Genomic DNA, 24,072 nt, shown 5'->3' on the forward strand with positions numbered 1-24,072 from the left:
GGAAATACGTGGAATGGTCGCGCTATTGGCGCGCAAGAAAGAATGAAGCGAACAGCGAAGCGAGACACGACAGTAGACAGAAGCTGAAGCCATTGAAGCCTCAATAGGACAGCTTCCGTCTGCGTCGATTGTGCGTTGGTAGGCTCGATTGGATTCGAACCAACGACCCCCACCATGTCAAGGTGGTGCTCTAACCAACTGAGCTACGAGCCTTTAGAGGCGCGAATTATAGAGACTCTCTTTGCACAGCACAAGCCCCGCGCAAGCCGGGCGCCGATCCCATCTTCAACACATCGCCGCCGCTACTGAAGAGCATTGCGTGCGCGCGCCCTCGGGAAAATTGCGCTTATCATCACGGTCAGACCAGCCCCGTCAACAGGACGCACCGTGAACACACCCGAATTCCCGAACGACCTGGCGCAGATTCGCGACATCATGCGTCAGTTCGTCAGCGAGCGCGACTGGGACCAATTCCACACGCCGAAGAATCTGGCGACCGCGCTGAGTGTCGAGGCAAGCGAGCTACTCGAACCGTTTCAATGGCTCGTCTCCGGCGACGCAAGTGAACTCGACGAAGCGAAGCTCACCGCCATTCGACACGAGATGGCCGACGTCCTCGTCTACCTCGTGCGCCTTGCGGATAAGCTGGACGTCGACCTGTTTCAGGCCGTGCAGGAAAAGATGGTGCTCAACCGGGCCAAGTATCCGGCCGACAAGGTGCGCGGCGACTCGCGCAAATACTCGGAGTACAAGGACAAGGATCGCTAGCAGTCAGCGCACCATACTCACCGATACATCTGCGCGGTCGACGACCACTTGAACGTGCGCCGCCACTTGCCCCCCTGCTGTCGGAGCTGGATATCGTGGAAGCCGTCGGTCGCGCCCGGCAGGATCACGAGCGAGTTGCTGGCCTCGTACTCGTCGTGATCGCGCGTGCCGTCCTTGTGCCAGTCGCCGGCGATCAGCTTGTCGAAGGTCATGGGGCGTGCGAACACGACCCGCAATGCTTTGCCGTCGACCCGGAACAGATACAACGCTTCAAAATGGCCTCCGCCGCCGGCATAGCCCTCGCTCCAACCGGCGCGAACGCCGAACGCATACTCGCCGCTTTTGATCTGGTACGGCGCGAGGTCGAATCGCTTCCAGCTGGCCGGCATGGCCAGTTTGGCGTCGTTGGCGTCCTTTGCGTCCAGCGCCTCAGGCAAGTCGAGATCCGTGTCGCTCCAGTCGGTCTGCGTATCGACAGGCGTTTCGGTGCGCGCCACCAGCCTCGGCGCCCCGCCGCCGGTCGCGTCGAAGACCCCGAACCACACCTGCCTGTTTTCCGAATCGCTGCTATCGAAGCTCTCGCATTGGCCGCGCGCGTATTGCTGCGCATCAGCCGCGTCCTCAGGCGTGTCGGCGAGGCAAATCATCGCGACGTACGCGTTTGCGCGTTGCGGCCAGGGCTTGGCGCCTGCAAGAACCACGCGTTTCGGATCCTGGCCGGGCGCCAGTTGCTGCACCAGATACGGTGTGCTGAAACCTGCGGGCAACGCTGTGCCAAAGCCGTCGGGCTGCTTAGCGCCGCTCATGCCGCTGTCGGATAGCTTCCGCGCGTCTTGCGTCTTGATGGCGCCGGGGACGGCGTCGAGCGAGTGGACGGTCGTGTCGGCCATGACCGTCGTGACGTGAAGGACACTCATCAAAGGGCACAGGAGCAGGGCGGCGCGGCGGATTTTCATTTGATGCAGTGAAAGTTTCGATGGCGGAATTATGGCGAAAATTTTCCGGCGACGGGCGCGTCAAGCAGCCGGGACAACGCGCGAGGCCGCCGGACCAAGGCCGGCCCATGCGCATTAAATATTCCCACCGGCGAATTTTTATTCAATTTTGCTTCAATATTTTTCGAGGACACTTATCGCTGCACATCCACGTTGATTCCCACCGCGTTGTGCACCGGGCCGGGCCACCCACACTGCAGGCAGGGAACAGATCAATGAAACATCGTGTGCAAGAGCTGACGGGATTGCGTGCCATCGCGGTGACGATGGTCGTCGTGGGTCATGCGCAGCGTTTGTTCGCCGGCGGCTATACCGGCCTGCTCAAGCCGCTGCGGCTGTTTGCCGATGGCCGCCTGGGCGTGCTGGTGTTTTTCGTCCTGAGCGGGTTCCTGATTACCAGCATCCTGCAGGCCGAGTTGAAGAGCACCGGCAGCATCAAACTGCTGCCCTTCTATGTGAAACGGGCACTGCGGATATGGCCGGCTTTCTATACTTACCTCGCGGCTGTCGTCGTTCTGTCGATGATCGGATGGATCGACCTCGACCGTCGCCAGGTCCTGTTCGCGGCGTTGCATGTGTGGAACTACTCCGCGTTGGCAGGCATGTCCGCCGACAATGCGCTTCATGCCGACGGCGCCTGGTACCTCGGCCACTTCTGGACACTCGCGCTGGAAGAGCAGTTCTATTGGTTGTGGCCGCCACTACTTTTTTATATCTGGCGGCGCAATAGCCAGCGCGTGCTCGTGACGCTGATCTTCGCCGTGCCGTTGATCAGAGTGGCCACCTATTTCGCGGCGCCGCAATTGCGCGGGCAACTGAGCATGATGTTCCATACGGGCATCGACCCGATCCTGATTGGCTGTTTCGTCGCGCTCAACAAGGACCGCCTGGACGCCTGGGTTCGCTCATGGCCTGGCGGCCCGCTTATTCCTACCTTGATGGTGCTCGTGCTGTTCGTTCTCATGCCGGTCGCCGAATCGCGGCTCGGCGGATTCTGGAGCGCGACCTACGGGACGACCTTCGAAGCGGCGCTCGTCGGCCTCGTGATCGTAGTCCTCTACTATCAGCGCGATTTCTGGTGCTCGCGACTCTTCCGGACAGCGCCGTTCGTTTTCGTCGGCACCATTTCGTTCAGCCTGTATCTCTGGCAGCAACTGTTTGCGAATGTGAACCTGCCGATCGCCCATGCGTTCCCGCTCGGCATTCTGGAGGCCCTGGGGATGGCAACCGCCAGCTACTATTTCATCGAAGCCCCGTTCCTGCGCCTCAAGGACCGCGTGGCGAGCCGGCTGCGGCGCCTGCCTGCCAACGACGCGGGTCTGCTGACGCCCGCCTCCGACGGCATCGGGCCAAAGGCGCTGGAATAAGCGCTGAGGTGCGAGGTGCGCGCCGTACGCGCGACCTTTTCCCTACCAACGCGCAGGCACATGAAACTTGCCTTGCCTGCCGGATTTCTCCACCGCGGCGATCAATTCGCGCGCGGCGGCACCTTGGATATCCGCTCGAGCGCCGAACCGGGTCCCTGCTTCACGGCTCGCCTTCCGGCCAGCCAGGCCGCGTGCGACAAAGCGACGGAGGTACCCGATTCGCTTCGTCGCACGCCCTCCGCTCGTGCGTCGTTACAGATAGCTGCAGACGTAGTCGAGCGTTTCGATCACGTCGATATCGAAGCGGCTCTTGCCCGGCACCGAGAACGTCTCGCCCGCGCCATACGTCGTCCACTCGTCGCTGCCGTCGAGACGGATACGGCATTGGCCGGCCTGCACTTCCATCAGTTCCGGCGCGTCGGTGCCGAAGTTGAGCGTGCCGGGTAGAATCACGCCGAGCGTCTTGCGCGTGCCGTCGGCGAACAGCACGGTATGCGAGACACACTTGCCGTCGAAGTAGACGTTGGCGCGTTTGATAACGGAAACCTGATCGAATTGCGTTGCGGCCGTCATGGCGGTCTTCCTATGGGTCAACGTGAATGGATGCGTTGGCGCGGTCTGTCGGGCCGGCGCCAGCCCGCCATCATACAGGCACAACCGGACACCAACGGCCCGAGTCCGGACACACCGTGACCGCCTCGCCGTGCAGCCGCACGCCCTCTTCATCGGGTGGCAGCGAGCCAACAGGGGCAACGTCGAAGGCAATCTTCAGTGCGCTCGCAACGCAGGCCTCTTCGATGGGCAGCTCCCACGTCAAAAATATCTGGATGCAGTCCCGATCCGGCGCGAAGTCGGCCGCGTTAAAGCCGCTGCTGCCGCGTTGAATCACGCCATGGGGTTGACCCGTGTCGAACAGGATGACCGTGCCCCGCGTCAATGGAATGCGCTGGCCCGACGAAGGAAAGTGCACATCCAGTCCCTTGTCCTCGCTCAGGAACAGATTGCAGAAGGCGGCGCCGCCATATTGCGCACCGTCGTGGTGATACCTCGCGCCGCGACAGGCCATGAGGGCAACGTCGCTGCCGGCGAGTATCCCGGGCAGTCCAAGCGCGCCGGTCCAATCGGACACCGCTTGCACGCAGCGCGTGTAGTCGGGCCAGCGCGCCCGCGCTCGCGCCAGGGGCATGACCTCGACGTCGCCGGGCTCGAGATCCATGTGCGAGGCGATCTCGCGGTCCCAATCTGCCAGCAGGCGTGCGGAGGGCATCGGCACGTCGACCATGCCCGACAGCACGACGTCGCTCACGCACCGACTGCGGATGGCGTCGTCACTCCAGAAGTATGAGGTCAGCATGTGTTGCGCTTGATGCGGCCGATGCGGTTGAGGGGTGCATCTGCGCCATTGTAATGATTCCAGGGGGGCGCTTCGGCGTAAGCCGCGCGGGGAACCCGCCGTCAGCCATGCTGAAACCACCGGAATATATAGCACGCGACATGGAGCTAATGTGAAGATAACGCCTCGTTCGGCATGCGCGTGTCGGCTTGCACGAGAAACCGCGCACACAGCAACGAGCCGACACCCGCGAGGGCGATGACGCAGCCCATCGGCCAGGGCGTGCCGTCGGTGAAGATCCCCACCAGTGCCGATCCCAGGATGCCGGTTCCATACTGAATCGCCCCGATCAGCGCCGACACTGCGCCCGCGCGCTCCGGGAACAGGCCCAGCGCACCGGCAATCGAATTGGCCACGATGAAACCGGTTGCAGAGATAAACAGAAACAGCGGAATCACCAGACCCGCCAGGCCGCCCCAGTCGGTGCGTGCATCGACGGCAAGCAGCATGCCCGCGAGCGCGGCGCCGAGCGTGCCGACACGCATGAGGCGGTCACTGCCGAGTCGTCTCACGAGCCGCGAGTTGAGCAGATTCGTGATCATGATGCCGACAATGCCCGCACCGAACAGCAGCCCATAGAACTGCGGCGAAACGTGATGGTAGGTGATGTACGCGAACGGCGTGCCCGCGATATAGGCATACATGCCGCCGTAGAAAAACCCGCCTGCGCCGGCATAGCCGAGCAGCCGGCGATGCCGCAGCAGTTCGCCGTAGCGGCCCAGCGCGCGCGTGAGCGGTTCATGGCTGCGGCGCTGCGGCGGCAAGGTTTCAGGCAGCGCATAGAGCGCTGCCAGCGTCGCCAGACCGACGCCCACCAGCGTCCAGAAGATAGCCTGCCACGACGCCACATGCAGAATCTGTCCGCCGAGACTCGGCCCGACCAGCGGAGCGATCGCCATCACGGTCATCAGCGTGGACATCATCTGGGCCGCACGGTGTCCCACATAGAGATCGCGCACCATGGCGCGGGCCAGCACCACACTGGCGCATGCGCCCACCGCCTGCAGCGCGCGCCAGCCGATCATCATGGCCGCGCTGGTGGACACGGCGCACCCCGCCGAACCGGCGATGAACAGCACGAGTCCGATGGCCACCGGCAAGCGGCGGCCGTAGCGATCGCCGATCGGCCCCCAGAAGAGTTGCCCCACGCTGAAGCCGATCAGATACCCCGAAATCGTCAGTTCGACGGCGCCCATACTGGCATGCAGCGCCGTGCCCATGACCGGCAGCGCGGGCAAATACAGGTCCGTCGAGATGGAGGCGAATGCCATCAACATACTCAGGATTGCCAGGATTTTCAGGCTGTGCCCCTGCGCGCCCTGCTGCATGGATGCATCGGCGCCGAACACGGCCGGCTCGTCTGAAGCGGCGGAATGCGTGTGCGGCAGAGCCGATGGCGGTTCTTTCACTGACATGATTCGAAGTTCCATTTTTCATAAACGCGGCAAGCCGCCGGTGCCAGACTCGCTGGCAACCGGCGGCTTGCTGCGACAGGTCAAGCTAGTCGATCAGCGATCGACGCGCTGCTGCAAATGCGCCGGATAGCGATCGCCGACCACCTTGATCTGCTCAAGGGCAGCCTCGATCGCGGCGAGGTCCCCAACCGAGAGGTCGACCGCCGCCGCGCTGATGTTTTCCGTCAACCGGTGCAGTTTGGTGGTGCCCGGAATCGGCGCGATCCACGGCTTCTGCGCCAGCAGCCATGCAAGGGCGATCTGCGCGCGGCTTGCGCCTCTATCCTCGGCGATGCCGCCCAGCACCTCGACGAGCCCCGCATTGGCCTTGCGGTTCTCCTCGGAGAAGCGCGGCGCGATGTTGCGGAAGTCGGTTTTGTCGAACGCGGTGTTCGCATCGATGGCGCCGGTCAGGAAGCCCTTGCCAAGCGGACTGAAGGGCACGAAGCCGATGCCCAGTTCCGCGAGGGTCGGCAGCACCTTCTCTTCCGGCTCGCGCCACCACAGCGAATACTCGCTTTGCAGCGCCGTCACCGGCTGCACTGCGTGAGCGCGGCGGATGGACTGCACGCCCGCTTCGGACAAACCGAAGTGCTTGACCTTGCCCTCTGCGATCAGATCCTTGACCGTGCCGGCGACGTCCTCCATAGGCACGTCCGGATCCACACGATGCTGGTAGAACAGATCGATGCGGTCGGTCTTCAGGCGCTTGAGCGAGGCCTCGGCCACCGCGCGAATGTTCTCCGGACGGCTGTCGAGTCCCTTGAGGACTTCACCGTCCTTGAAACCGAACTTGGTGGCAATCACGACCTGATCCCGAAACGGCGCCACCGCCTCGCCGACCAGTTCCTCGTTGAGAAACGGGCCGTAGGCCTCGGCGGTATCGAAGAACGTGACGCCCTGTTCGAAAGCAGTCCGAATCAGTTTGATGCCTTCCGCTGTTTCGGTGGCCGGGCCATAGCCGAAACTCAAGCCCATGCAGCCGAGGCCGAGTGCCGATACCTCGAGACCGCTGTTACCTAGTTTGCGCGTTTGCATATCCTTTCTCCTTTCGTTAGGCCGCAAGCGGAGCCTTGCGCCGACCGTTCAATGCGATCGATCTTATGCCGTTGCACATGGCTCAACAATCCAACTAAACTTGCACGGGCTATTGAGAGAATTTCAACTATGCTGCGCGCCGGACTTGCCGAACTGACTGCTTTCGTCGCTATCGCCGACCAGCGAAGCTTTCGCGCGGCCGCCCGCACGCTCGGGGTGTCGCCGTCGGCCCTGAGCCACTCCATGCGCGGCCTGGAGGGACGGCTGGGCGTGCGGCTGTTCAACCGCACTACCCGCTCCGTCGCGCTGACCGAGGCCGGCGAACAACTCCTGTTGCGCGTGAGGCCGGCCATGGCGGACCTCGAAGATGCGGTAAATCAGGTTGCGTCCGCGCACGACCGGCCGTCCGGTTTGATTCGCATCAGTGCTTCGGAGGCCTCCGCGCGGCAGATCGTCCGTCATGTTCTTCCGGGCTTTCTTGCCGCCTACCCCGATATCCACGTGGAGTTTGTCGTCGACACGCGGCTCGTGGATATCGTGGCCGACGGTTTCGATGCCGGCATCCGGGTCTTCGAAGACGTGCCGCGCGACATGATCGCGGTCCGCTTCGGCGCCGACATGCGCTTCGCCGCCGTGGCTTCGCCCGATTACCTGGCGCAGCACGCGCCACCTAAAACGCCGGACGATCTGGCGCAGCATCGCTGCATCCGTTTTCGCTTCGAGAGCGGTGCGCTCTACCGGTGGGATCTCGAACGCCGCGGCAAGAGCGCCAGCATCGACGTCGATGGGCCGATGACGCTCGGCAACCTCAATCTGATGATCGAAGCCGCCTTGGCCGGCATCGGCATTGCCTGGATCCCGGAAAATCAGGTCACGGAGGAACTGGCATCGGGCCGGCTGGTGCATCTGCTGCCCGAGTGGAGTCCGTCCTTTGCCGGCCTGTGCCTCTATTACCCGGCAAACCGCCATCCGCCTACCGCGCTGCGCTTGTTCGCCGACGCGGTACGCGAGTGGGCCCGCAGCCGTTAAGCAACCCGTCGCCCTTCGATCGGATACCCCGGATCCGTATAGCCCGGCGTCGACGCGTGGCCCGGTGCGACAAGACTGTCGACGAGCTTCTCGTCTTCCGCTCCGAGTTCCAGCTTCAACGCTTCGCCATAGCTGTCCCACTGCGCTTCGGTACGCGGCCCCGCGATCGCGCTGCTGACCAGCCGGTTTTTCAGCACCCACGCCAGTGCAAAGGCAATCGAAGTCGTCCCGCGCTGTGCGGCGTGAGCGGCGATCGTCTGAGCGATCTTGAGCGACTCAGGCCGCCATTCGGTCTGCTGGATCCGCTTGTCGCCGCGTCCTGCGCGCGAGTCGGCCGGTGGCGGCGCATCCAGCGCGTATTTGCCGCTGAGCACGCCGCGAGCGAGCGGGCTATACGGCACCACGCCGAGACCGTAGTGGGCAGCCGCCGGCAATTGCTCGACTTCCGCCGTGCGGTCGACCAGGTTGTAGAGCGGTTCGCTTGCCACCGGCCGGTCGATGCCGAGTTGATCGGCCAGACGCGCGATCTCGGCAATGCGCCAGCCGCGGAAATTGGACACCCCGTAGTAGCGGATCTTGCCCTGGCGGATCAAGTCGGCAATCGCCCGCATGCCCTCTTCGAGCGGCGCATCCGTGACGGCGCGGTGAAAGTAGAGGATGTCGAGGTAATCGGTGCCGAGGCGCTTCAGACTCGCGTCGACCGACTGCATGATCCACTTGCGCGATTGCCCCTGCTCGTTCGGGCCCTGCGTGGTCGGATAGCCGAATTTCGTGGCGATCACCCAGCTATCGCGTTGCTGCGCCACCGCGCGTCCGACGATCTCCTCGGAACGCCCTGCGTGATAGACGTCGGCGGTGTCGATGAAATTGACGCCCTGGTCGAACGCCTTGTCGATGATGCGCTTCGCGGTTGCCTCGTCCGTCTCGCCGCCGAACATCATGGCGCCGAGGCACAAGGGGGACACTTTGAGCGCGCTACGGCCCAGATATCGATAATCCACTGTGTATTCTCCGTTCGGGCCAAAGCCCGCAATAGACATTGCGAAAACATTGGCGGGTTGCAGCCGGTTCGACTGCCTATACCGCGCAATTTAATGGCTGCAGCCGGACGTGACTAGGCGGTAGAATTGGCATGCACATATGAATTGGATTCATGAATGGCACGCGAAAATTTTAACGACCTGCTGGCGTTCCTCGCGGTAGCGCGCGAACGCAGCTTTACGCGGGCGGCGGCGCAGCTCGGCGTGTCGCAGTCGGCGCTCAGCCACACGATCCGCGGACTCGAATCGCGCCTGGGGCTACGCCTGCTGACACGCACCACACGCAGCGTCTCCCCCACTCCGGCCGGCGAACGTCTGCTCGCAACCGTGGGACCGCGCTTCGAAGAAATCGACGAAGAGCTCGCCGCGTTGAGCGAGTTGCGCGACAAGCCAGCCGGCACGATCCGCATCACCACCGACGAAAACGCCGCGCGCAACGTCCTGCGCCCCAAGCTCGCGCAACTGCTGCGCGAGTATCCGGACCTCAAGGTCGAGCTGATGGTCGACTATGGCCTGACCGATATCGTCGCGCAGCGCTTCGACGTCGGCGTCCGGCTTGGCGACCGGGTGGCGAAAGACATGATCGCGGTCCGCATTGCGCCGGACATGCGCATGACGGTGGTCGGCGCGCCTTCGTACTTTGCGAAGCGAACGCGGCCGAAAACGCCGCAAGACCTGACCGACCACAACTGCATCAATCTGCGGCTGCCAACGTATGGCGGCCTCTATGCCTGGGAGTTCGAAAAGTCGGGCCACGAGCTCAAGGTGCGTGTCGAAGGCCAGTTGGTGTTCAACGCAAGCACTCAGATGCTCGATGCCGCTGTAGATGGTTGCGGCCTCGCGTATGTGCCGGAGGAGATGGCGCGACCGTATCTCGCCGACGGCAGCCTCAAGGCGGTACTCAAGGACTGGTGCCCGGCGTTCCCTGGCTATCACCTGTATTACCCGAGCCGACGTCAATCGTCGCGGGCTCTCGGTGTGCTGATCGATGCGCTGCGCTATCGGGCGTAGTGGTGCGTGCCGTCAGGTCAATTAACCATCCTTAACAGATTCAGCGCTTTCCGGCGCCGGGCTTCCCTTTACACTGGTTCGCCTGCTCGAACTATCGACAGGGCAATGCTCCGGTACCGGCCTTTCCTGTCCCCCGCCTGATCCACTCAAGGCGCAGCGATGCAGACAGCCCGATAGGTCGATGACGCCGATGTCACCGTGCATCTCGCCTTGATGCCTGATCGCTTATCGCCATCATGAATACACTGCCGACTTCAATCGCCCCTGCGGCAACCGTGCTACTGGTCGACGATCAGCCGATTGTGGGCGAAGTGATCAGGCGGGCGCTGGAGAGCGAAAGCGGTATTCAACTGCATGTCTGCATGGATGGACGCGAGGCCCTCTCTACAGCGTCGCGCGTGAAGCCGACGGTGATCCTGCAGGATCTGATCATGCCTGGCGTGGACGGCCTGGATATTGTGCGCAGCTATCGCGCCAACCCGGTCACGGCCAATGTGCCGGTGGTGGTGCTGTCTTCGAAGGAGCAGCCGATCGTCAAGAGCGAGGCCTTTCTTGCCGGCGCCAACGACTACCTGGTCAAGCTGCCCGACGCGATCGAACTGATTGCGCGGATCCGCTATCATTCGGCTTCCTATATAAGTCTGCGTCAACGCGACGATGCGATCGACTTTCTCTCGCATGACATGCGTTCGCCGCAGACGTCGATTCTCTCGCTGCTGGAGAGGGTCCGGCTGGAACAGGGCACGCTCACGCCCCTGCTCGAACGGATTGCCACGCACGCCACCCACGCGCTCGAGTTGGCGGACGGTTTTCTGCACCTGGCGCGCGCGCAATCCGAATGGCGGCAGTTCGAAACGATCGACCTGAACGAGATCGTGGTCGTTGCGGTGGATCAGCTCTGGGAAAAGGCGCTCGCCAAAGGCTGCCGCATCGCCATCGATGCGCCCGCCACTTCGCTGACGCTGTTCGCCGACCCGTTGCTGCTCACGCGCCTCGTCACGAACCTGCTCGACAATGCCCTGAAGTACGGACCCGACGCTTCAACCGTGCGCTGCATTCTCGCGGATACGCAAGAGGGCGTGCTGATCGGGGTCGAGGACGAAGGGACCGGCATACCGGCACGCGAGTCGGACCGGGTCGCGGAACGCTTTGTCCGGCTGCCGTCGGGCGTGATCAATGAAGGCAGCGGCTTCGGACTGGGCCTCGCCTTCGTCAACTTCACCGCCACGAAACATCGTGGACGCGTGATCATGAACCGCACCGAGCGAGGATTCATGATCGGCGCGCTGTTTCCCAAAGCGGAGTCGCCGGCGCGAGCCACTGTGGGACGGTGAGTTCAGGTCGAAACGCCCGGCTCGTACATCGGGCCATGGCGAACGAACGGGCACGCCAATTTCCGACGCTAAAGCCCCGCTAACTTTCGAAGTCTTTCGAACCCTCAAGCGTGGGCAAACTCAGGTCGTTATGCGAGTGGTCAGAGCAATGCACAACAGACCTACGCCGATCAATCCATGGCCGCAGCGACGGCCGGAGATGCCAGGATGAAACGTTCAGAATCGCTGTCACGCAGGAAGCGCGCACTGTCGACATTGAAGCTAACCAAACTGCTATGGTATTTCCGGCTTCGGCTCAACCTGCACGACCTCGACGCCATACTGCGCCGCGCGCGGCGTCTGAACCGCGAACCGGCGGGACAATGAAGCCGCTCAAGCTACCCACATCGCCGTTCGTACCCAAGCCGCGGATGCTCAAAACGGTCTGACCTCAAGAATACAGCCCTAAGGTCTGGCGTTGCCGCCATTGCGCGCAGGTCTGCAGGTCCAGGTCGAGTTCACGCGGATCGATCCGGCTCCAGCAATAGAACGCACCTGGCCAGTCGGGAATCGGTACCGGCGACTCGAAGCGGATGTCCGACAGGCCGGCGCGATAGGTCTGGGACGGCCAGAACAGCGGCATCACCCGGCGCGCCTCCATTTCCCTCAGCAGTTGGGGGGCGCCGCCCTCGTCGGTCAGCACACCGCACTGGAATCGCCAGTCGCCCTCGGCCCACGCGAGAAAGAGGCCTGGATTGCCGTCGGCGTCGAACATCAGCACGGCGTCCTGCTCCGGGCGCCAGTAATACTCCGCAATGTGTTCGCGGGCAACGATCTCGTCGAGGGCCTTCAAGGTGCGCGGATCGCAGTAAGTCGAACCGACATCGTGAACGCTGATGTAGCCACGCTGCGCGCAGTGCCTGGCTTTGGCTTCCGCCAACGCGCTGAGCAGTTTGCGCGTCATCCCGGCATCGGTCTTCTTGAGGTAGAAATCGATCAGCCCGGCATTGAACGCGTCGACGGCCTCGGTCTCTCCGGCCGCTCCGGTTAGCAGGATTTTCGTGCACGCGATGCCGCGAATCGAGGCGAGAAACTCGATGCCGTCGATTTCCGGCATCTCGTAGTCCACCACCACGGCCGCGACCTCTTCGAAGCGCGCGTCGTCGATCAACACGTCGCGCCCAAGCGCGCTTCCCCCCTTCTTCTCGAACTCGGAATAGTCCGCGCCCGACAGCCGGTTAGGCAAGCTCGCCTGCGCACGCGACGAGATGAAATTGAAGGCCTCGCGAGGCCGCGTGAAAAACCGGTTCAGATGTCCGTCCGGGACAATCCCTCGCAGCGCATGCAGGAAGTCAGCACTGTCGTCGAGAAAAACAGCGGACACAGGATAGAGGACAGGCTGCCTGACAAAGCTACTCATACATTCCTCGAAGAACGTGTTTATAGGCACAGATAAAACGCTTGGCATACCAAAATAATGCATTCCTCCACTCAGGAGGAATGCGTGGCTGCCGCTAGCAGCCATTACGATTCAGGAGTTTTTCATGTTCGTTCGAGATGCAATCCCCCAGGTTCTCTCTCGCGGTACCGCACTGCTTTCGCAGGAAATGCTCAACGCCACGACCGAGAAAACGTTTCACCACAGCATCGACGTCTATCTCAAGGATTCCAATGCCTTTATGAACACCTATTTCGCCCGTTACTTCGAATGGCAAGGCGTGTGTCGCGAACGCTGGTTCCATGATTGCGTGCACAACAATCTCCTTGCCGCCGGCGGCATGTTCGTGACGAAACGCGCCCACCAGGAATATGTCCAGGAGACTTTTCCGTTCCAGCGCGTGGACTGCTACCTCAACACTTTCCAGGTCAGGCAGTGTTCGGCCTACCTGCTGTTCCGCTTTTGCGTGGACGGCAAGCCCGTTTCGATGGGCTACCAGCAGATCCTGTTCGCCGACACCAACCGGCGCATTCAGCGTTTCCCGTCTGGGATCGTCGAACGGGTCAAGGAATATGAACTTCTCATGCCGTCTAATGTGAGCTAACTGACATAGTCCTGCCTTTTGCTGTACCAACGGTGGGACCTGTCCGGCGGGCCGCGCTGCGCGCGGTCCGCCGACGAGCCTGGCTCCGGCAACCTCAACGTGAAGGTCGTATGCTCGCGCGGCACCGATTCGCACGAGATGCTACCGGAAAACACCTCGCAGACGCGCCGGCAAAACACCAGCCCCATGCCCGCGCCATGTCCATGCGACTTGGTCGAGTAGAAGGGATCGAAGATATACGGCAGCACGTCCGCCGCGATGCCCGGACCCGTGTCGCGAAAGCTCAGCACGCAGAAGCCGTTTTCCTGCTGCGCGCGGATCTCGATCTTTCCGTCGCCGCTCTCACGGATCGCGTACAAGGCGTTCTTGAGCAGATTGAAGATGACGAAGACGATCAACGAATCGGAACCGGAAAAACGCAACAGCGGATCGATGGGCGCCACGAACACCAGATTGCGCTCCCCAGGGTGAAAGGGAAAACGTTCCAGCGCCGAGTCGATGCAGGTGCGGATCGAATGCGGCGCGAAGCTTCGGGGGTCCAGCCTGTCCAGCGTAAACGACGCCAGCGACATCTCGACCACCGTACTGGTACTTTCAACCTGACGGCGAATCGCCGAGGTGAGACTGGCGAGCCGCTCGGATTGACCGGGGTACAGGCCTTCACTGCACAAGCGGTGCTGCACGGCCAGATGGTAGCCACGCAGCAGTTCCGGCAGAACCGTGCCGATCTCCTCCGCATGCATGCCAATGGCCGCAAGCGGCGTGGCGACCTCGTGCGCCACCGTAGCCGCCAGCAGAAATGGCCGCATCAGCCCGTGACGAACGATCGTGATGCCGAGAATGCCCAGTCCTGTTGCGATGAAGATGACGCCCGGCGGATAGAACGTGTAGCCATAGTTCACGGCGTAGTCCACCGCCGCGAGCGAATACAGGCACAGGCTCAGCAGACACAGGTCGAGGAGCCGGCGTTGCGACTTGCCGCGCACCTCGCGCCGCGCCGTCACCAGCAGCCAGCCGCTCCGGCAGGCGAGGAAGAGGGTCTGCAGGACGTGCACGGGATGGAGAACGCCGGCCTTGGGATAAGGGCCGAAGAAATGCATCTCGAAGCCGGCCACTACCCCGTCGCCCGTGAGCAGCAGAATGGCCAGCAATACGCTCAAGCCGTAAGAAGCAAGCAGCAGGCGGCGCTCGGCGCGCCGCCCCGTCACTTCGGTGACGAAGTGATAAAAGGTGGTGGGTAAAAACAGAATGAACAGGTAGCCCAGCTTGACGAGCGGCGCGGCGACGTCGGCGCTGGTGGTCTGGAACAGGAAGGCCCACGTACCCTGCCAGGCAAAGGTGGTGACGCACATCAGCGCAAAGGGCACGGACAGGCGCGTCGCGCCCTCGGTGAGCAGCACGTATAGCCCGAACCCCAGAAACAATGCGGAGACGAAGGCAGGCAATATCGAGTACATGGCGCTCTGTTTGCGTGTTCGCTGTTTACCAGTCGTGATCGTTCAGGAGCGGCCGCCACGACGAATCGACCCCGGTTCGTCACGGGCCGCGGCGCAAATCGTATCATCCCGGCCGTCAACGCCGACCGCGAAACCGCCGCCAACCCCGGGCGGGCATTTGCAGGAGCGTATTACAGCCACATAGTGGTGAGGTAACTGTCAATGTTGACAGGGAACACCCGTGCGGCCCCTTTTTACATGGTTTGCCGCAGCCTTGAATGGAGATTGAAAACCGCTGCGATTTTGTTTATAAGTGAACTTTGGCGTGGTTTATGCCGAAAAGCGCGCGCAACGCGCGTTCGGCCCGATGGTGAGATACTCGCTGTCATTCTGCGCTGCCACGCTGTTTAACCGGTGTACCGGGCGCCCATGGCGCCGCCGCGCCGGTCTGCCGTCAGTCTCATGTCTACGGTCGATTACACGTGAATCAGCAGCAACCCGGTCAGCACATGCCCGGAAACAACTACAGAGCCAACAGGCAACAACGGATGAAGGTGTATTGGCGAGGGTTTTTTGCGGGCACTGCACCTGTTCGCGGGATCTGCGGCGACCCACTGCAACTCGTCGTCGCTACGGGGAGGTGATGATGGACCCACGCTTTCATGATGCTTACCAGCGGTTTCTCGCTGCGAAAGACGAAGATCAGCTGTTCAAGCAGATCGCGTCGTTCGCGGAACAGCTCGGGTTCGAATATTGCTGTTACGGCATCCGCATGTCGGTGCCCGTATCGAAACCCGTGGTCGCCATCTTCGATACCTATCCGCGCGGCTGGATGGAGCACTATCAGGCGAGCAGCTTTCTGGACATCGACCCGACGGTCCGTGCCGGCATGCGCGGCTCTGAGCTCATTCTCTGGCCGGAGTCCGAGCAAGGCGACGCGGCGCGGTTGTGGAGCGACGCGCACGATTTCGGCCTGAAGGTGGGCGCCGCCCAGTCGAGCTGGGCCGCGCAAGGCGCTTTCGGCCTTCTGACGCTGTCGCGCCCGGCGGACACGTTGACGGGAACCGAGGTCGATTCGTTGACGTTGCCGATGAGCTGGCTCGCGAATGTCTCGCACACCCTGATGAGCCGCTTCCTGATGCCGGTCCTCGCCCCCGAAAGCGCCGCGACGCTGACGCTACGCGAACGCGAGGTGCTGTGCTGGACCGGTGAAGGAAAAACCTCGTACGAGATCGGGCAGATCCTCAGTATTTCCGAGCGCACCGTCAATTTTCACGTCAATAACGTGCTGCTGAAGCTCGCCGCGACCAACAAGACCCAGGCGGTCGTCAAGGCGATCGCCATGGGCTTGATCTATACCACCTGAGCGCGCCTGAGCCGCCTGGGCCAACTGACAGCTCCGCCCGGAAGCGGTGTTGCGAAACTTGACGTCTTGGTCGAGCACCTCAGTATGGATCGGGATGTGCCGCCCGTTCCACTCGCCCCGGAGCGCCGGCGCGAAGGCGGCGACTAACCCTGATCCGGCGCCATGCGCATCAATGTCAGCGCTGAGATCCCGGATCAGCCCTGGCACGGCCTGGCGGGACGCCGGGTCGCGGCTCTTGGGATAAACCGTCAATACCGGCCCAAACACGGAGCGCATCGGCAAGCCGCGTTACGCCCCTTCTAGCGTTGCGTCGAGCGTCATTGCAAGGTCTCCATGTGCTCGTGTGCTGCCCGTTCGGAATTTTTATGTCGCAACAAAGCCATCGCCCGGCACGCTAAAACGATATCAGCCAATCTGAAATGGGGGTGTTCTGCGAATTGCGTCAGACGACATGGAATGACTCGCCGCAAGCGGGTCATTCCGGCGCGCGGGCATTATCTGCAGCGGTCGCGCGCGAGCAATGCAAGGCGCGAGCGGGCGGCCAGCTCCTGGTCATAGTTGGACAGGCAACCTTCGACGTTGCGCGTGACGGGAAATGTCGCCACGGCGCGGCTATCCACACCGCCCGATTGCTGCGACTCGGGCAGTTCGCGTGTGAAGTGGATGACCCGTGAGTTGGTGCGTGTGACTTGCAACTGGCCTTCGTCGACCAGCGCACGCAGCATGCCGAGAACCGTCACCCGCGAGACAGAAAACAAATGGGACAGTTGAGTGGCGGTGTATTTATGCCCGCATTGCATGCGGCTTAGCAGCGAGATTTTTGTCAGTGTCATGGAGCCTCGAATCCAACTGGTGATCCGGCAACGCGAGAACCGCGTTGCCGCTAGACCAACAACATGACCGGCTCTGCTGAATACCAGTCAATCCGGAAAAAGGAGAAACCCTGCCACTTTTTCGCGTATCGAGACACGCGCATCTTTACAAAACACCAACAGCGGCGCGATCCGCGCATTCCTTCTTGCGGCTTGCCCGTCGCGACGCTCGTCGCGCGGGCCTGCTCGCGTTTCTTATCGTGCTCTCAGGTTCCAGCAGCCCTCGGTAAGGCTCAAAACTCTTCTTGGCGCCGCGGGGCGCAGCGCCATGCTCGCGGGGCGGTACAGCGGAGCCCTTTGCTACGCAGGACAGGCTTTCACCATCCCGGAGCGCACCGACCGATCCACGAAATCCGATTATGCGCGTCGACTATCCGGCGGGTAACTGTCAGAAATGACAGTGCCGTTGTAGGGCTGGGCGTGGTGTGGGTCAGAGCTCGGCCGGGTCACGATGACTCGATCCGCTCGCTCTCTCTGCTCCCGCCATCCATTGGCCTAAGACACCTTTGCCGCCGTCACCGTCACCTCGACCAGCCAGCCGGGTTCGACGAATCGCACAGTCAGGGCCACCAGCGCGGCGTAGTTGCGACGTTGCAGTTCACGCCATCGCATTCGCGAGCTGGACCTCGACCGTAACATGCGACAGTCCCTTGAAGCGCTCGAGCACCGCATGATAGAAACGGGAATCCCGCTGTGACTCGCTGGTCGCCACAGACACAACCGCGCTCATGTGACCTGGGCCCACCCGCCACACATGCAGGTCGATCACCTTGTCGCCACCGTCTTCGATAGCATGGCGGACGTTCTCCGCCATGCGCCGGTCCGGATTGATGTCGAGCAGGATTGCACCGGTGTCGCGCATCAGCCCATACGACCAGTTTGCAATCACCAGAGCGCCAATGACGCCCGCGAGCGGGTCCATCCAGAGCCAACCGAACGCACGCGCCAGGACGAGCCCCAGGATTGCCAACACGGAGACTGCTGCATCGGCCATGACGTGGATGTAGGCCGAGCGGATATTGTGGTCCCGGGTCGCGGCGTCGTGGGCGTCATGGGCGTGGTCGTGCTCATCGGATTCGACCTCATGCTCATGCCCGTCATCACCATGAGCATGATCGTGGCCATGAGCATGGCTATGCCCGTGGCTATGCCCATGATGGTGGCCGCTCAGCAGCCACACACTCGCCAGATTGACGAGCAGTCCGACAACCGCGATGGGAATCGCCTCGCCGAAATGAATCGGCACAGGCGACAGAAAGCGCGCCACTGCCTCATACCCTATCAGCACGGCGATCATGGCCAGCACGATGGCACTGGTGAAGCCGGCCAGGTCGCCCAGCTTGCCGGTGCCGAACACGAAGCGGGAATCGGCGGCATGCTTGCGCGCATAGGTATAGGCGAGGGCGGCAATCAGCATCGCGCCCGCATGCGTCGACATGTGCAGACCGTCGGCGACCAGCGCCAGCGACCCGAACATACTGCCGCCGACGATTTCAACCAGCATCATCGCGCTGCACAGCGCGATGACCGCCCATGTTCTGCGCTCGTTCTGCTCATGGGCCGCGCCCAGAAAGATATGGTCGTGGCCCGCCCCAAACGCAGCGTCTTCGAAATCACTCATGGTTTGCTCTACTTGAAATAGCTGTGCACGACTTCGATGAGCTGGTCCGTCGCACTGACGCCCGGCTCCTTGTGGGATTCGGCGTCGACGAGATGAGAGCGGATATGGTCTTCGAGCACGACGGCCAGCAGGCCGTTCATCGCCCCGCGGCAGCCGGCTATCTGCTGCAGCACATCGACGCACTCCCGCTCTTCCTCAAGCGCACGTTCGATGGCCTCCACCTGCCCCTTGATGCGGCGGACGCGGTTAAGCAGCTTCTGTTTCTCGCGAATGGTATGGCTCACTGATCACCTCCGATATACCCGGGGGGAGTATATATCAGATAGGGGGGAGGGGTATATGATCAGGGCCGCGCAGGCGGTCAGTCGTAATTCAGTCCGCTGCTCGAAGTGCAGGCGTCGCCGTCGCCGCAAACGCTCTCGCTGCAGCAATACGTGCTCGACAATCGGCATGTGAATCACACCGTGAGCACGCTTGCCGACTACTTATCGCCAACCTAACTCCCATACTTCTCCGCAAACTCCTCCGCACCAAGCGCGCGAAAATCGGCCAACGCCGCGTCGATCTGCTGAGGACTCCAATCCCACCACGCAATCTGCTGCAGACGCTCCGCAACATGCGGCTCAACCCGGAAGCGCAGCACCCGCGCCGGCACGCCCACGACGATCGCAAACGGCGGCACGTCCTTGGTCACAACGGCTCCCGACCCAACCGCCGCGCCCGTACCAATCTTGACGCCCGGCATGACGATGGCGTTATGCCCAAGCCACACGTCATGGCCGATCTCGACCTGATCCTCGGCGCGCCATTTGAATATGCCCGCGTCGTCGTCGAGAGACAGGCCATAAGAACGCGAGCGATAGGTGAAGTGATGATGCGTCGCGCGCCACGTAGGATGATTGGGCGGATTCACCCGCGCCCCGGTGGCAATGTTGACGAACTTGCCGATCACCGCATGAGCGATCTGATTGTCGCCCATTGCATAGCCATAATCGCCCATGACCGTTCCGGCAACGTAACTGCGTGGACCCAGATACGTATAGCGGCCAAAGTCGCTGGCCCGAACCACCGCCGTCGGATGGATCTCCGGATCTTCCGACATGACGCGACCTTGCGTCCACGGATCCACCGCGACGCCATGATTGATCAACATAGCAGTACGAATTTAAATAATGAGGTATTGAAGATGGCCTTCGCCGCGCACTCACAAAACGAGGCTGCGCAGCCAGGCAGAAACGCGCTCGGCGCACGCCACCAGCAGGAACGTGGCGATCAGCAGAAACGACACCGTCTGGTACTGGAACAGGTTCATTGCAGTCAGCAACTGAAAGCCAATGCCGCCCGCGCCGACAAACCCCAGTACCAGCGAAGAGCGCAGGTTTTCATCGAAGCGGAACAGCCCAATGCCGAGCAGCGACGGCAACACGCCCGGCACCACGGCATGGCTCAACACCTGCAAGCGGCCGGCGCCGGTGAGTGTCAGCGCTTCGACCGGCCCCATGTCCATGTCTTCGATCACTTCCGCAAACAACCGCCCCAGCATGCCGACCGAGTGCACGGCCAGCGCGAGCGCACCCGGAAACGGTCCGAGCCCGACGGCGGTCACGAACAGCAGCGCCCACACCAGATCGGGCACCGCGCGCGTGACGCCGATCAGCGCGCGCGAAACGACATACAAGGGCTTCGCCGGCGTGACATTCGCGGCGGCCAGAATGGCTAGCGGGAAAGCCAGAATGACCCCGAACACGGTGCCGAAAATCGCCAGGTCGATCGTCTCGAGCACGGGCCAGAGATTCGGCACGAACTGATCGAATGCCGGTGGCATGGCGCGCGAAATGATGTCGGCCATCCCGTGGGCGCCGGTCACCAGGTCCTGCGGACGCGCCTGCACAACGATCCACGCCTGCACGAACAGCGCAAGCGCGACGACGATCACGCACACCGTCCAGAATGGGCGTGCGCCCGGCGAGCCGGTCGGCGCGCGCATTGCCAGAGCCTTGTTCATGAGGCCTCGTCGACGTAGAGCTGCGCGATCTGCTGGCTGGAGACCTGCGATGCCGGCCGGTCGAATTCCATCCGGCCACGCCGCAAGCCAACCAGCCTGTCGGCATAACGCGCCGCCAGTTCGGGCTGGTGCAGGACGCAGACCACGGCAAGGCCGTCTTCGGTGGCGAGGCGGCGCAACAGCCGCATGACTTCGTCGGCGGCTTCGGGGTCGAGGCTCGCTACCGGCTCGTCGGCGAGCAATACATGCGGACGTTGCGCGAGCGCGCGTGCGACCGCCACCCGCTGCGCCTGTCCGCCCGAGAGCGTGCCGGCGCGCTGGCCGGCCAGATGCAGCAGGCCGACTTCGTCCAGATACGCGCGGGCCGGTTCGATTTCCTCGCGCGGCACGCGTCCCAGCGCGGTCCCCAAGGTCCGATGACGCCCCAGCGTGCCGCAGCACACATTAGCCAGCACGCTGCGGCGCTTGACGAGATTGGCGTTCTGCGAAATCAGCGCAAGCGGCAGACGCGCCCGGCGCAGAGCCTTGCCCGAGAGCGCGGCCAGATCGCGTCCGGCGACCTCGACCGAGCCGGACGTCGGCCGGTTCAGTCCGACCACGCACTTCATGAAGGTCGACTTGCCGCTGCCGTTGCTACCCAGCACCACCACCATCTCGCCGCCGCTGACCGAGACATTGAAATCGCGCAGCGCGGTATGACCGTTCGCGTAACGCATCGTCAGGTCGTGGACGGCCAGTTTCTCGCCGGGAGCCAGCGTGGTGCGCGGCGCCATCGCGCGTGAGCTGGACCCTGCGACGCCGAATGCGGCCGCGGGGTCCAGCGGCAGATCGCCGGATGCGCTGATCGAGGTATTCACAGTTTTGCCAGATCGATATGGAGCGTGGACACCAGATCGCGAATCTGGTTGTAGGCGGCATCCGATTGCGGCACCGTCTTCAGTTCCGGGTTTTCGTTCGACGCCAGGAACTTCTGATCGGCCTCCGGCAATTGATGCAGATCGAGCGAACTCAGCACGCTAGCCAAACGGGCCTTGAAATCAGCGGGCAAATCGGCGCGCACGGCCAGCGGATCGAGCGGAATGGGCTGCGACTGCCACAGCGTCACGTAAGCGGCGGGATCGTACTCGTTGTGCAGCTTGGCGCTGGCGATTTCTTCGCTGTTCAGTTCGCCCGCGTCGACCTTGTGGTTGCGCAACGCCTCGAACGATGCCGTGTGGCTGCCCGCATAGATGGCCTTGATGCCCTTGTCGGGGTCCACACCGTTTTTGCTCAGACCATAAGCCGGAAACAGATGGCCCGAAGTGGAAGCCGGATCGGCGTACGCGAAGGAGCGACCGTTGGTGTCGGCGAGCGTCTTGATGCCCGAGCCGGGCCACGTGACGATGGACGCGTAATAGGTAGCCGGCTTGCCCTGCTCGCCGGCGAACGTCGCCACGGCCTCGGCATGCGCGACCTGATGGGCGAGCACGTAGCCGAGCGGGCCGAATTGGCCGAATTCGAGCTTGTTGTTGCGCATCGCCTCGATCTCGGCGTTATAGCTGGTTGCCACATAAAGCTGTACCGTGCAGCCGAGCTTGTCGCCGATCATCTTGGCGAGGTCCGTGTAAACCGGCAGCATGCGTTGCGCCGATTCGTACGGTTCGACGCCGAAGCGAACCACGCCGTTGTTCGGGCAGGTGCTGTCTGCATGTGCCGCGCCGGAGGCGAGACCCGCCGCAAACGCCAGGACTGCGAAAACTTTGGATACCTTCATATTGTCCTCAAGTCATGTTTAAAGCGTAGCGTGCGATTCAACGACGTTTTCCCGCTTCCGCGCGAACCGGCCCGTGACGGCGGTCGGCGCGGCCCTGCTGTCCAACCTGGCGCATTCTAGAAATCGCATGTGACACATCCATGTCTACATGGAGACGTCTAGATGAATGGAATGCCGTTGCGCTACCTGACTGCCCTGCCCGTGTGCATGATTCGCCGCATGACGCGCTTCAAACGACGCGCTCGCCGGCGCGCCAGGTTTCGCGCGGTACGGGCAGCACATCGTGCATCCGCACGCGCACAAAGTCGGCCCGCAAGCCGGGCTCGATCGCACCGCGGTCGTGCAGTCCCGCTGCGCGAGCCGGTTCCGCGGATACGGTTGTCATGGCGCGCGGGAGCGTCCAGCCGGCCTTGTCGACGAGCTCAAACGCCGCCGTCAGCAGACTCGAAGGCACGTAGTCAGACGAAAGGATGTCGAGCAAGCCGGCCTGCGCGAGTTCGAGTGCGGAGACGTTGCCCGAGTGCGAGCCGCCCCGCACGATGTTGGGCGCGCCCATGATCGTCGCGATGCCGTGCTCGCGCGCGGCTTGCGCGGCGACACGGGTGGTTGGGAATTCGGCCAGCGCGACGCCTTCGGCGGCCGCCTGTTCGACGTGCTCGACCACCGTATCGTCATGGCTCGCCACCGGAATGCCGAGTTCGACGCAACGCGCCACGATGTTTCGGCGGTGCTGATCGGCGTAGCGCTCCTGGCCGTCCGCAAGCTCGGCCACCACGGCGGCGAAGCGTTCGTCGGTCAGCTTGCCATGGCGTTCCTGCCAGCGGCGCCATTGATTGGCATCGTGCCATTGCCGCTGTCCCGGCGTGTGATCCATGACGGAAACAAGCCGCAGCAGCGGATGCGCGTAAAGCGAATCGAACACCTCGACCACGTCCGGTGCGGCGATTTCGCAGCGCAGGTGCAGGAAATGTTCGGCACGGAGCAACTCGCTCTGCGACAAGCGCGCGAGTGCCTGCGTGCACTGCGTCTGCAGTTCGCGGTGGTGCATGTCCACGTCGGAGCGCGCACCAATTCTGAGCGAATCGAACACGGTGGTAATACCGGCGGCCGCGACCTGCGCATCGTGAATCACAAACGCCGCGTCGATATTCCACCGCACGCCGGGGCGCGGCGCGAGATGCTTCTCGAGATTGTCCGTGTGCAGTTCGATCAGGCCCGGCAGCAGATAGTCGCCGTCCCAGTCGACGGCATCGCGCGCGGCCGTGCTGCCGCGTTCGACGTCGCGGATGATCCCGTCTTCGACGCGCACGGTCCCGATAAACTCTTCGTCTCGCGTCACCACGCGAGCGTTACTGATCAACATCGACTGACTCCGTATGCGAATCCGCCCCGCGGAGCGTTGCCGCAGGGCACAGTAATGGCGGTTGCAATTAGCGGCGGCGCGGCGCTCAGAGGCATCCCGATCTTCCAGAGCACGGTTATCGCGCCCCTAATATCATCTAAACGTCTAGATGTATAGGGATGAACTGATAACGCCGGTAACGCGAGCAATCCACGTCACATTTCCGT

General features: G+C 62.6%; 24 protein-coding genes and 1 tRNA gene. 8 read left to right on the forward strand and 17 right to left on the reverse strand.

What is annotated here, in order from left to right:
- Nucleotides 1-136: 136 nt before the first annotated feature.
- Nucleotides 137-213: transfer RNA gene (locus tag BUS12_RS13800), tRNA-Val, on the reverse strand.
- Between the two features lie 222 nt (nucleotides 214-435).
- On the opposite strand from BUS12_RS13800, the gene BUS12_RS13805 reads away from it, so the two are divergent.
- Nucleotides 436-768: a nucleotide pyrophosphohydrolase gene (locus BUS12_RS13805; protein WP_074297498.1), complete on the forward strand. Its 333-nt coding sequence runs from the start codon at nucleotides 436-438 to the stop codon at nucleotides 766-768.
- Nucleotides 769-785: 17 nt separating this feature from the next.
- Here BUS12_RS13805 and BUS12_RS13810 read toward each other — a convergent pair whose 3' ends face one another.
- Complete coding sequence (locus BUS12_RS13810) at nucleotides 786-1,685, reverse strand: hypothetical protein (protein WP_253190071.1); 900 nt, start codon at nucleotides 1,683-1,685, stop codon at nucleotides 786-788.
- A 293-nt stretch (nucleotides 1,686-1,978) separates the two neighbouring features.
- Between BUS12_RS13810 and BUS12_RS13815 the strand changes: the two genes are divergently transcribed.
- Nucleotides 1,979-3,130 (forward strand): acyltransferase family protein, encoded by a 1,152-nt coding sequence (locus BUS12_RS13815; RefSeq protein ID WP_074296200.1) that lies wholly within the window; start codon nucleotides 1,979-1,981, stop codon nucleotides 3,128-3,130.
- A gap of 252 nt (nucleotides 3,131-3,382) precedes the next feature.
- On the opposite strand, the gene BUS12_RS13820 is transcribed toward BUS12_RS13815, so the two are convergent.
- The 4 genes from BUS12_RS13820 to BUS12_RS13835 form a co-directional block, all read right to left on the reverse strand.
- A complete protein-coding gene (locus BUS12_RS13820) occupies nucleotides 3,383-3,703 on the reverse strand; it encodes a pyrimidine/purine nucleoside phosphorylase (protein WP_074296201.1) in 321 nt (106 codons plus the stop codon).
- A 70-nt stretch (nucleotides 3,704-3,773) separates the two neighbouring features.
- Entirely contained in the window at nucleotides 3,774-4,484 is a 711-nt protein-coding gene (locus tag BUS12_RS13825; RefSeq protein WP_074296202.1) for a hypothetical protein, read from the reverse strand.
- 146 nt (nucleotides 4,485-4,630) lie between these two features.
- Nucleotides 4,631-5,851 (reverse strand): multidrug effflux MFS transporter, encoded by a 1,221-nt coding sequence (locus BUS12_RS13830; protein ID WP_083640473.1) that lies wholly within the window; start codon nucleotides 5,849-5,851, stop codon nucleotides 4,631-4,633.
- Nucleotides 5,852-6,031: 180 nt separating this feature from the next.
- Nucleotides 6,032-7,015 carry an aldo/keto reductase gene (locus tag BUS12_RS13835; RefSeq protein ID WP_074296203.1) on the reverse strand — a complete coding sequence of 328 codons (984 nt, stop codon included), beginning with the start codon at nucleotides 7,013-7,015 and terminating at the stop codon, nucleotides 6,032-6,034.
- Nucleotides 7,016-7,144: 129 nt separating this feature from the next.
- Here BUS12_RS13835 and BUS12_RS13840 point away from each other — a divergent pair, with 129 nt between their 5' ends.
- Nucleotides 7,145-8,044 carry a LysR family transcriptional regulator gene (locus BUS12_RS13840; protein WP_074296204.1) on the forward strand — a complete coding sequence of 300 codons (900 nt, stop codon included), beginning with the start codon at nucleotides 7,145-7,147 and terminating at the stop codon, nucleotides 8,042-8,044.
- On the opposite strand, the gene BUS12_RS13845 is transcribed toward BUS12_RS13840, so the two are convergent.
- Nucleotides 8,041-9,045, reverse strand: a complete 1,005-nt coding sequence (locus tag BUS12_RS13845; protein ID WP_074296205.1) for an aldo/keto reductase — start codon at nucleotides 9,043-9,045, stop codon at nucleotides 8,041-8,043. The two genes, BUS12_RS13840 and BUS12_RS13845, sit on opposite strands and share 4 nt — an antisense overlap.
- A gap of 156 nt (nucleotides 9,046-9,201) precedes the next feature.
- On the opposite strand from BUS12_RS13845, the gene BUS12_RS13850 reads away from it, so the two are divergent.
- From BUS12_RS13850 to BUS12_RS38795, 3 genes are all read left to right on the forward strand, one after another.
- Nucleotides 9,202-10,095: a LysR family transcriptional regulator gene (locus BUS12_RS13850; RefSeq protein WP_074296206.1), complete on the forward strand. Its 894-nt coding sequence runs from the start codon at nucleotides 9,202-9,204 to the stop codon at nucleotides 10,093-10,095.
- 236 nt (nucleotides 10,096-10,331) lie between these two features.
- On the forward strand, nucleotides 10,332-11,429 hold the full coding sequence (locus BUS12_RS13855) for a hybrid sensor histidine kinase/response regulator (protein ID WP_074296207.1): 1,098 nt from the start codon (nucleotides 10,332-10,334) through the stop codon (nucleotides 11,427-11,429).
- A 207-nt stretch (nucleotides 11,430-11,636) separates the two neighbouring features.
- Complete coding sequence (locus tag BUS12_RS38795; protein WP_171991637.1) at nucleotides 11,637-11,795, forward strand: hypothetical protein; 159 nt, start codon at nucleotides 11,637-11,639, stop codon at nucleotides 11,793-11,795.
- A 64-nt stretch (nucleotides 11,796-11,859) separates the two neighbouring features.
- On the opposite strand, the gene BUS12_RS13860 is transcribed toward BUS12_RS38795, so the two are convergent.
- Entirely contained in the window at nucleotides 11,860-12,828 is a 969-nt protein-coding gene (locus BUS12_RS13860; protein ID WP_074296208.1) for a response regulator, read from the reverse strand.
- A gap of 124 nt (nucleotides 12,829-12,952) precedes the next feature.
- Here BUS12_RS13860 and BUS12_RS13865 point away from each other — a divergent pair, with 124 nt between their 5' ends.
- On the forward strand, nucleotides 12,953-13,450 hold the full coding sequence (locus BUS12_RS13865) for an acyl-CoA thioesterase (RefSeq protein WP_074296209.1): 498 nt from the start codon (nucleotides 12,953-12,955) through the stop codon (nucleotides 13,448-13,450).
- Here BUS12_RS13865 and BUS12_RS13870 read toward each other — a convergent pair.
- Entirely contained in the window at nucleotides 13,447-14,907 is a 1,461-nt protein-coding gene (locus BUS12_RS13870) for a sensor histidine kinase (RefSeq protein ID WP_074296210.1), read from the reverse strand. The genes BUS12_RS13865 and BUS12_RS13870 overlap by 4 nt on opposite strands.
- A 625-nt stretch (nucleotides 14,908-15,532) precedes the next feature.
- Here BUS12_RS13870 and BUS12_RS13875 point away from each other — a divergent pair.
- Nucleotides 15,533-16,252 carry an autoinducer binding domain-containing protein gene (locus BUS12_RS13875; protein WP_074297502.1) on the forward strand — a complete coding sequence of 240 codons (720 nt, stop codon included), beginning with the start codon at nucleotides 15,533-15,535 and terminating at the stop codon, nucleotides 16,250-16,252.
- Between the two features lie 494 nt (nucleotides 16,253-16,746).
- On the opposite strand, the gene BUS12_RS13880 is transcribed toward BUS12_RS13875, so the two are convergent.
- The 8 genes from BUS12_RS13880 to BUS12_RS13915 form a co-directional block, all read right to left on the reverse strand.
- Nucleotides 16,747-17,085 carry a hypothetical protein gene (locus BUS12_RS13880; RefSeq protein WP_143788319.1) on the reverse strand — a complete coding sequence of 113 codons (339 nt, stop codon included), beginning with the start codon at nucleotides 17,083-17,085 and terminating at the stop codon, nucleotides 16,747-16,749.
- Between the two features lie 637 nt (nucleotides 17,086-17,722).
- Nucleotides 17,723-18,745: a CDF family Co(II)/Ni(II) efflux transporter DmeF gene (gene dmeF / locus BUS12_RS13885; RefSeq protein ID WP_074296212.1), complete on the reverse strand. Its 1,023-nt coding sequence runs from the start codon at nucleotides 18,743-18,745 to the stop codon at nucleotides 17,723-17,725.
- 8 nt (nucleotides 18,746-18,753) lie between these two features.
- Nucleotides 18,754-19,029 (reverse strand): metal/formaldehyde-sensitive transcriptional repressor, encoded by a 276-nt coding sequence (locus BUS12_RS13890; protein ID WP_074296213.1) that lies wholly within the window; start codon nucleotides 19,027-19,029, stop codon nucleotides 18,754-18,756.
- A gap of 212 nt (nucleotides 19,030-19,241) precedes the next feature.
- Nucleotides 19,242-19,898, reverse strand: a complete 657-nt coding sequence (locus BUS12_RS13895; RefSeq protein WP_074296214.1) for a DapH/DapD/GlmU-related protein — start codon at nucleotides 19,896-19,898, stop codon at nucleotides 19,242-19,244.
- A gap of 51 nt (nucleotides 19,899-19,949) precedes the next feature.
- The gene (phnE, locus tag BUS12_RS13900) at nucleotides 19,950-20,750 is read right to left on the reverse strand and encodes a phosphonate ABC transporter, permease protein PhnE (RefSeq protein ID WP_143788320.1); all 801 of its coding nucleotides are present in this window, start codon (nucleotides 20,748-20,750) and stop codon (nucleotides 19,950-19,952) included.
- A complete protein-coding gene (locus BUS12_RS13905) occupies nucleotides 20,747-21,607 on the reverse strand; it encodes a phosphonate ABC transporter ATP-binding protein (RefSeq protein WP_253190072.1) in 861 nt (286 codons plus the stop codon). The genes phnE and BUS12_RS13905 overlap by 4 nt, the downstream gene beginning before the upstream one ends.
- A complete protein-coding gene (locus BUS12_RS13910; protein ID WP_074296215.1) occupies nucleotides 21,604-22,503 on the reverse strand; it encodes a phosphate/phosphite/phosphonate ABC transporter substrate-binding protein in 900 nt (299 codons plus the stop codon). Before BUS12_RS13910 ends, BUS12_RS13905 begins: the two co-directional genes overlap by 4 nt.
- A 229-nt stretch (nucleotides 22,504-22,732) precedes the next feature.
- Complete coding sequence (locus BUS12_RS13915) at nucleotides 22,733-23,866, reverse strand: alpha-D-ribose 1-methylphosphonate 5-triphosphate diphosphatase (RefSeq protein ID WP_074296216.1); 1,134 nt, start codon at nucleotides 23,864-23,866, stop codon at nucleotides 22,733-22,735.
- Nucleotides 23,867-24,072 lie beyond the last annotated feature (206 nt).

Origin of the sequence: Paraburkholderia phenazinium, assembly GCF_900142845.1 — a bacterium.
In the GTDB taxonomy this organism is placed as follows: domain Bacteria; phylum Pseudomonadota; class Gammaproteobacteria; order Burkholderiales; family Burkholderiaceae; genus Paraburkholderia; species Paraburkholderia phenazinium_A.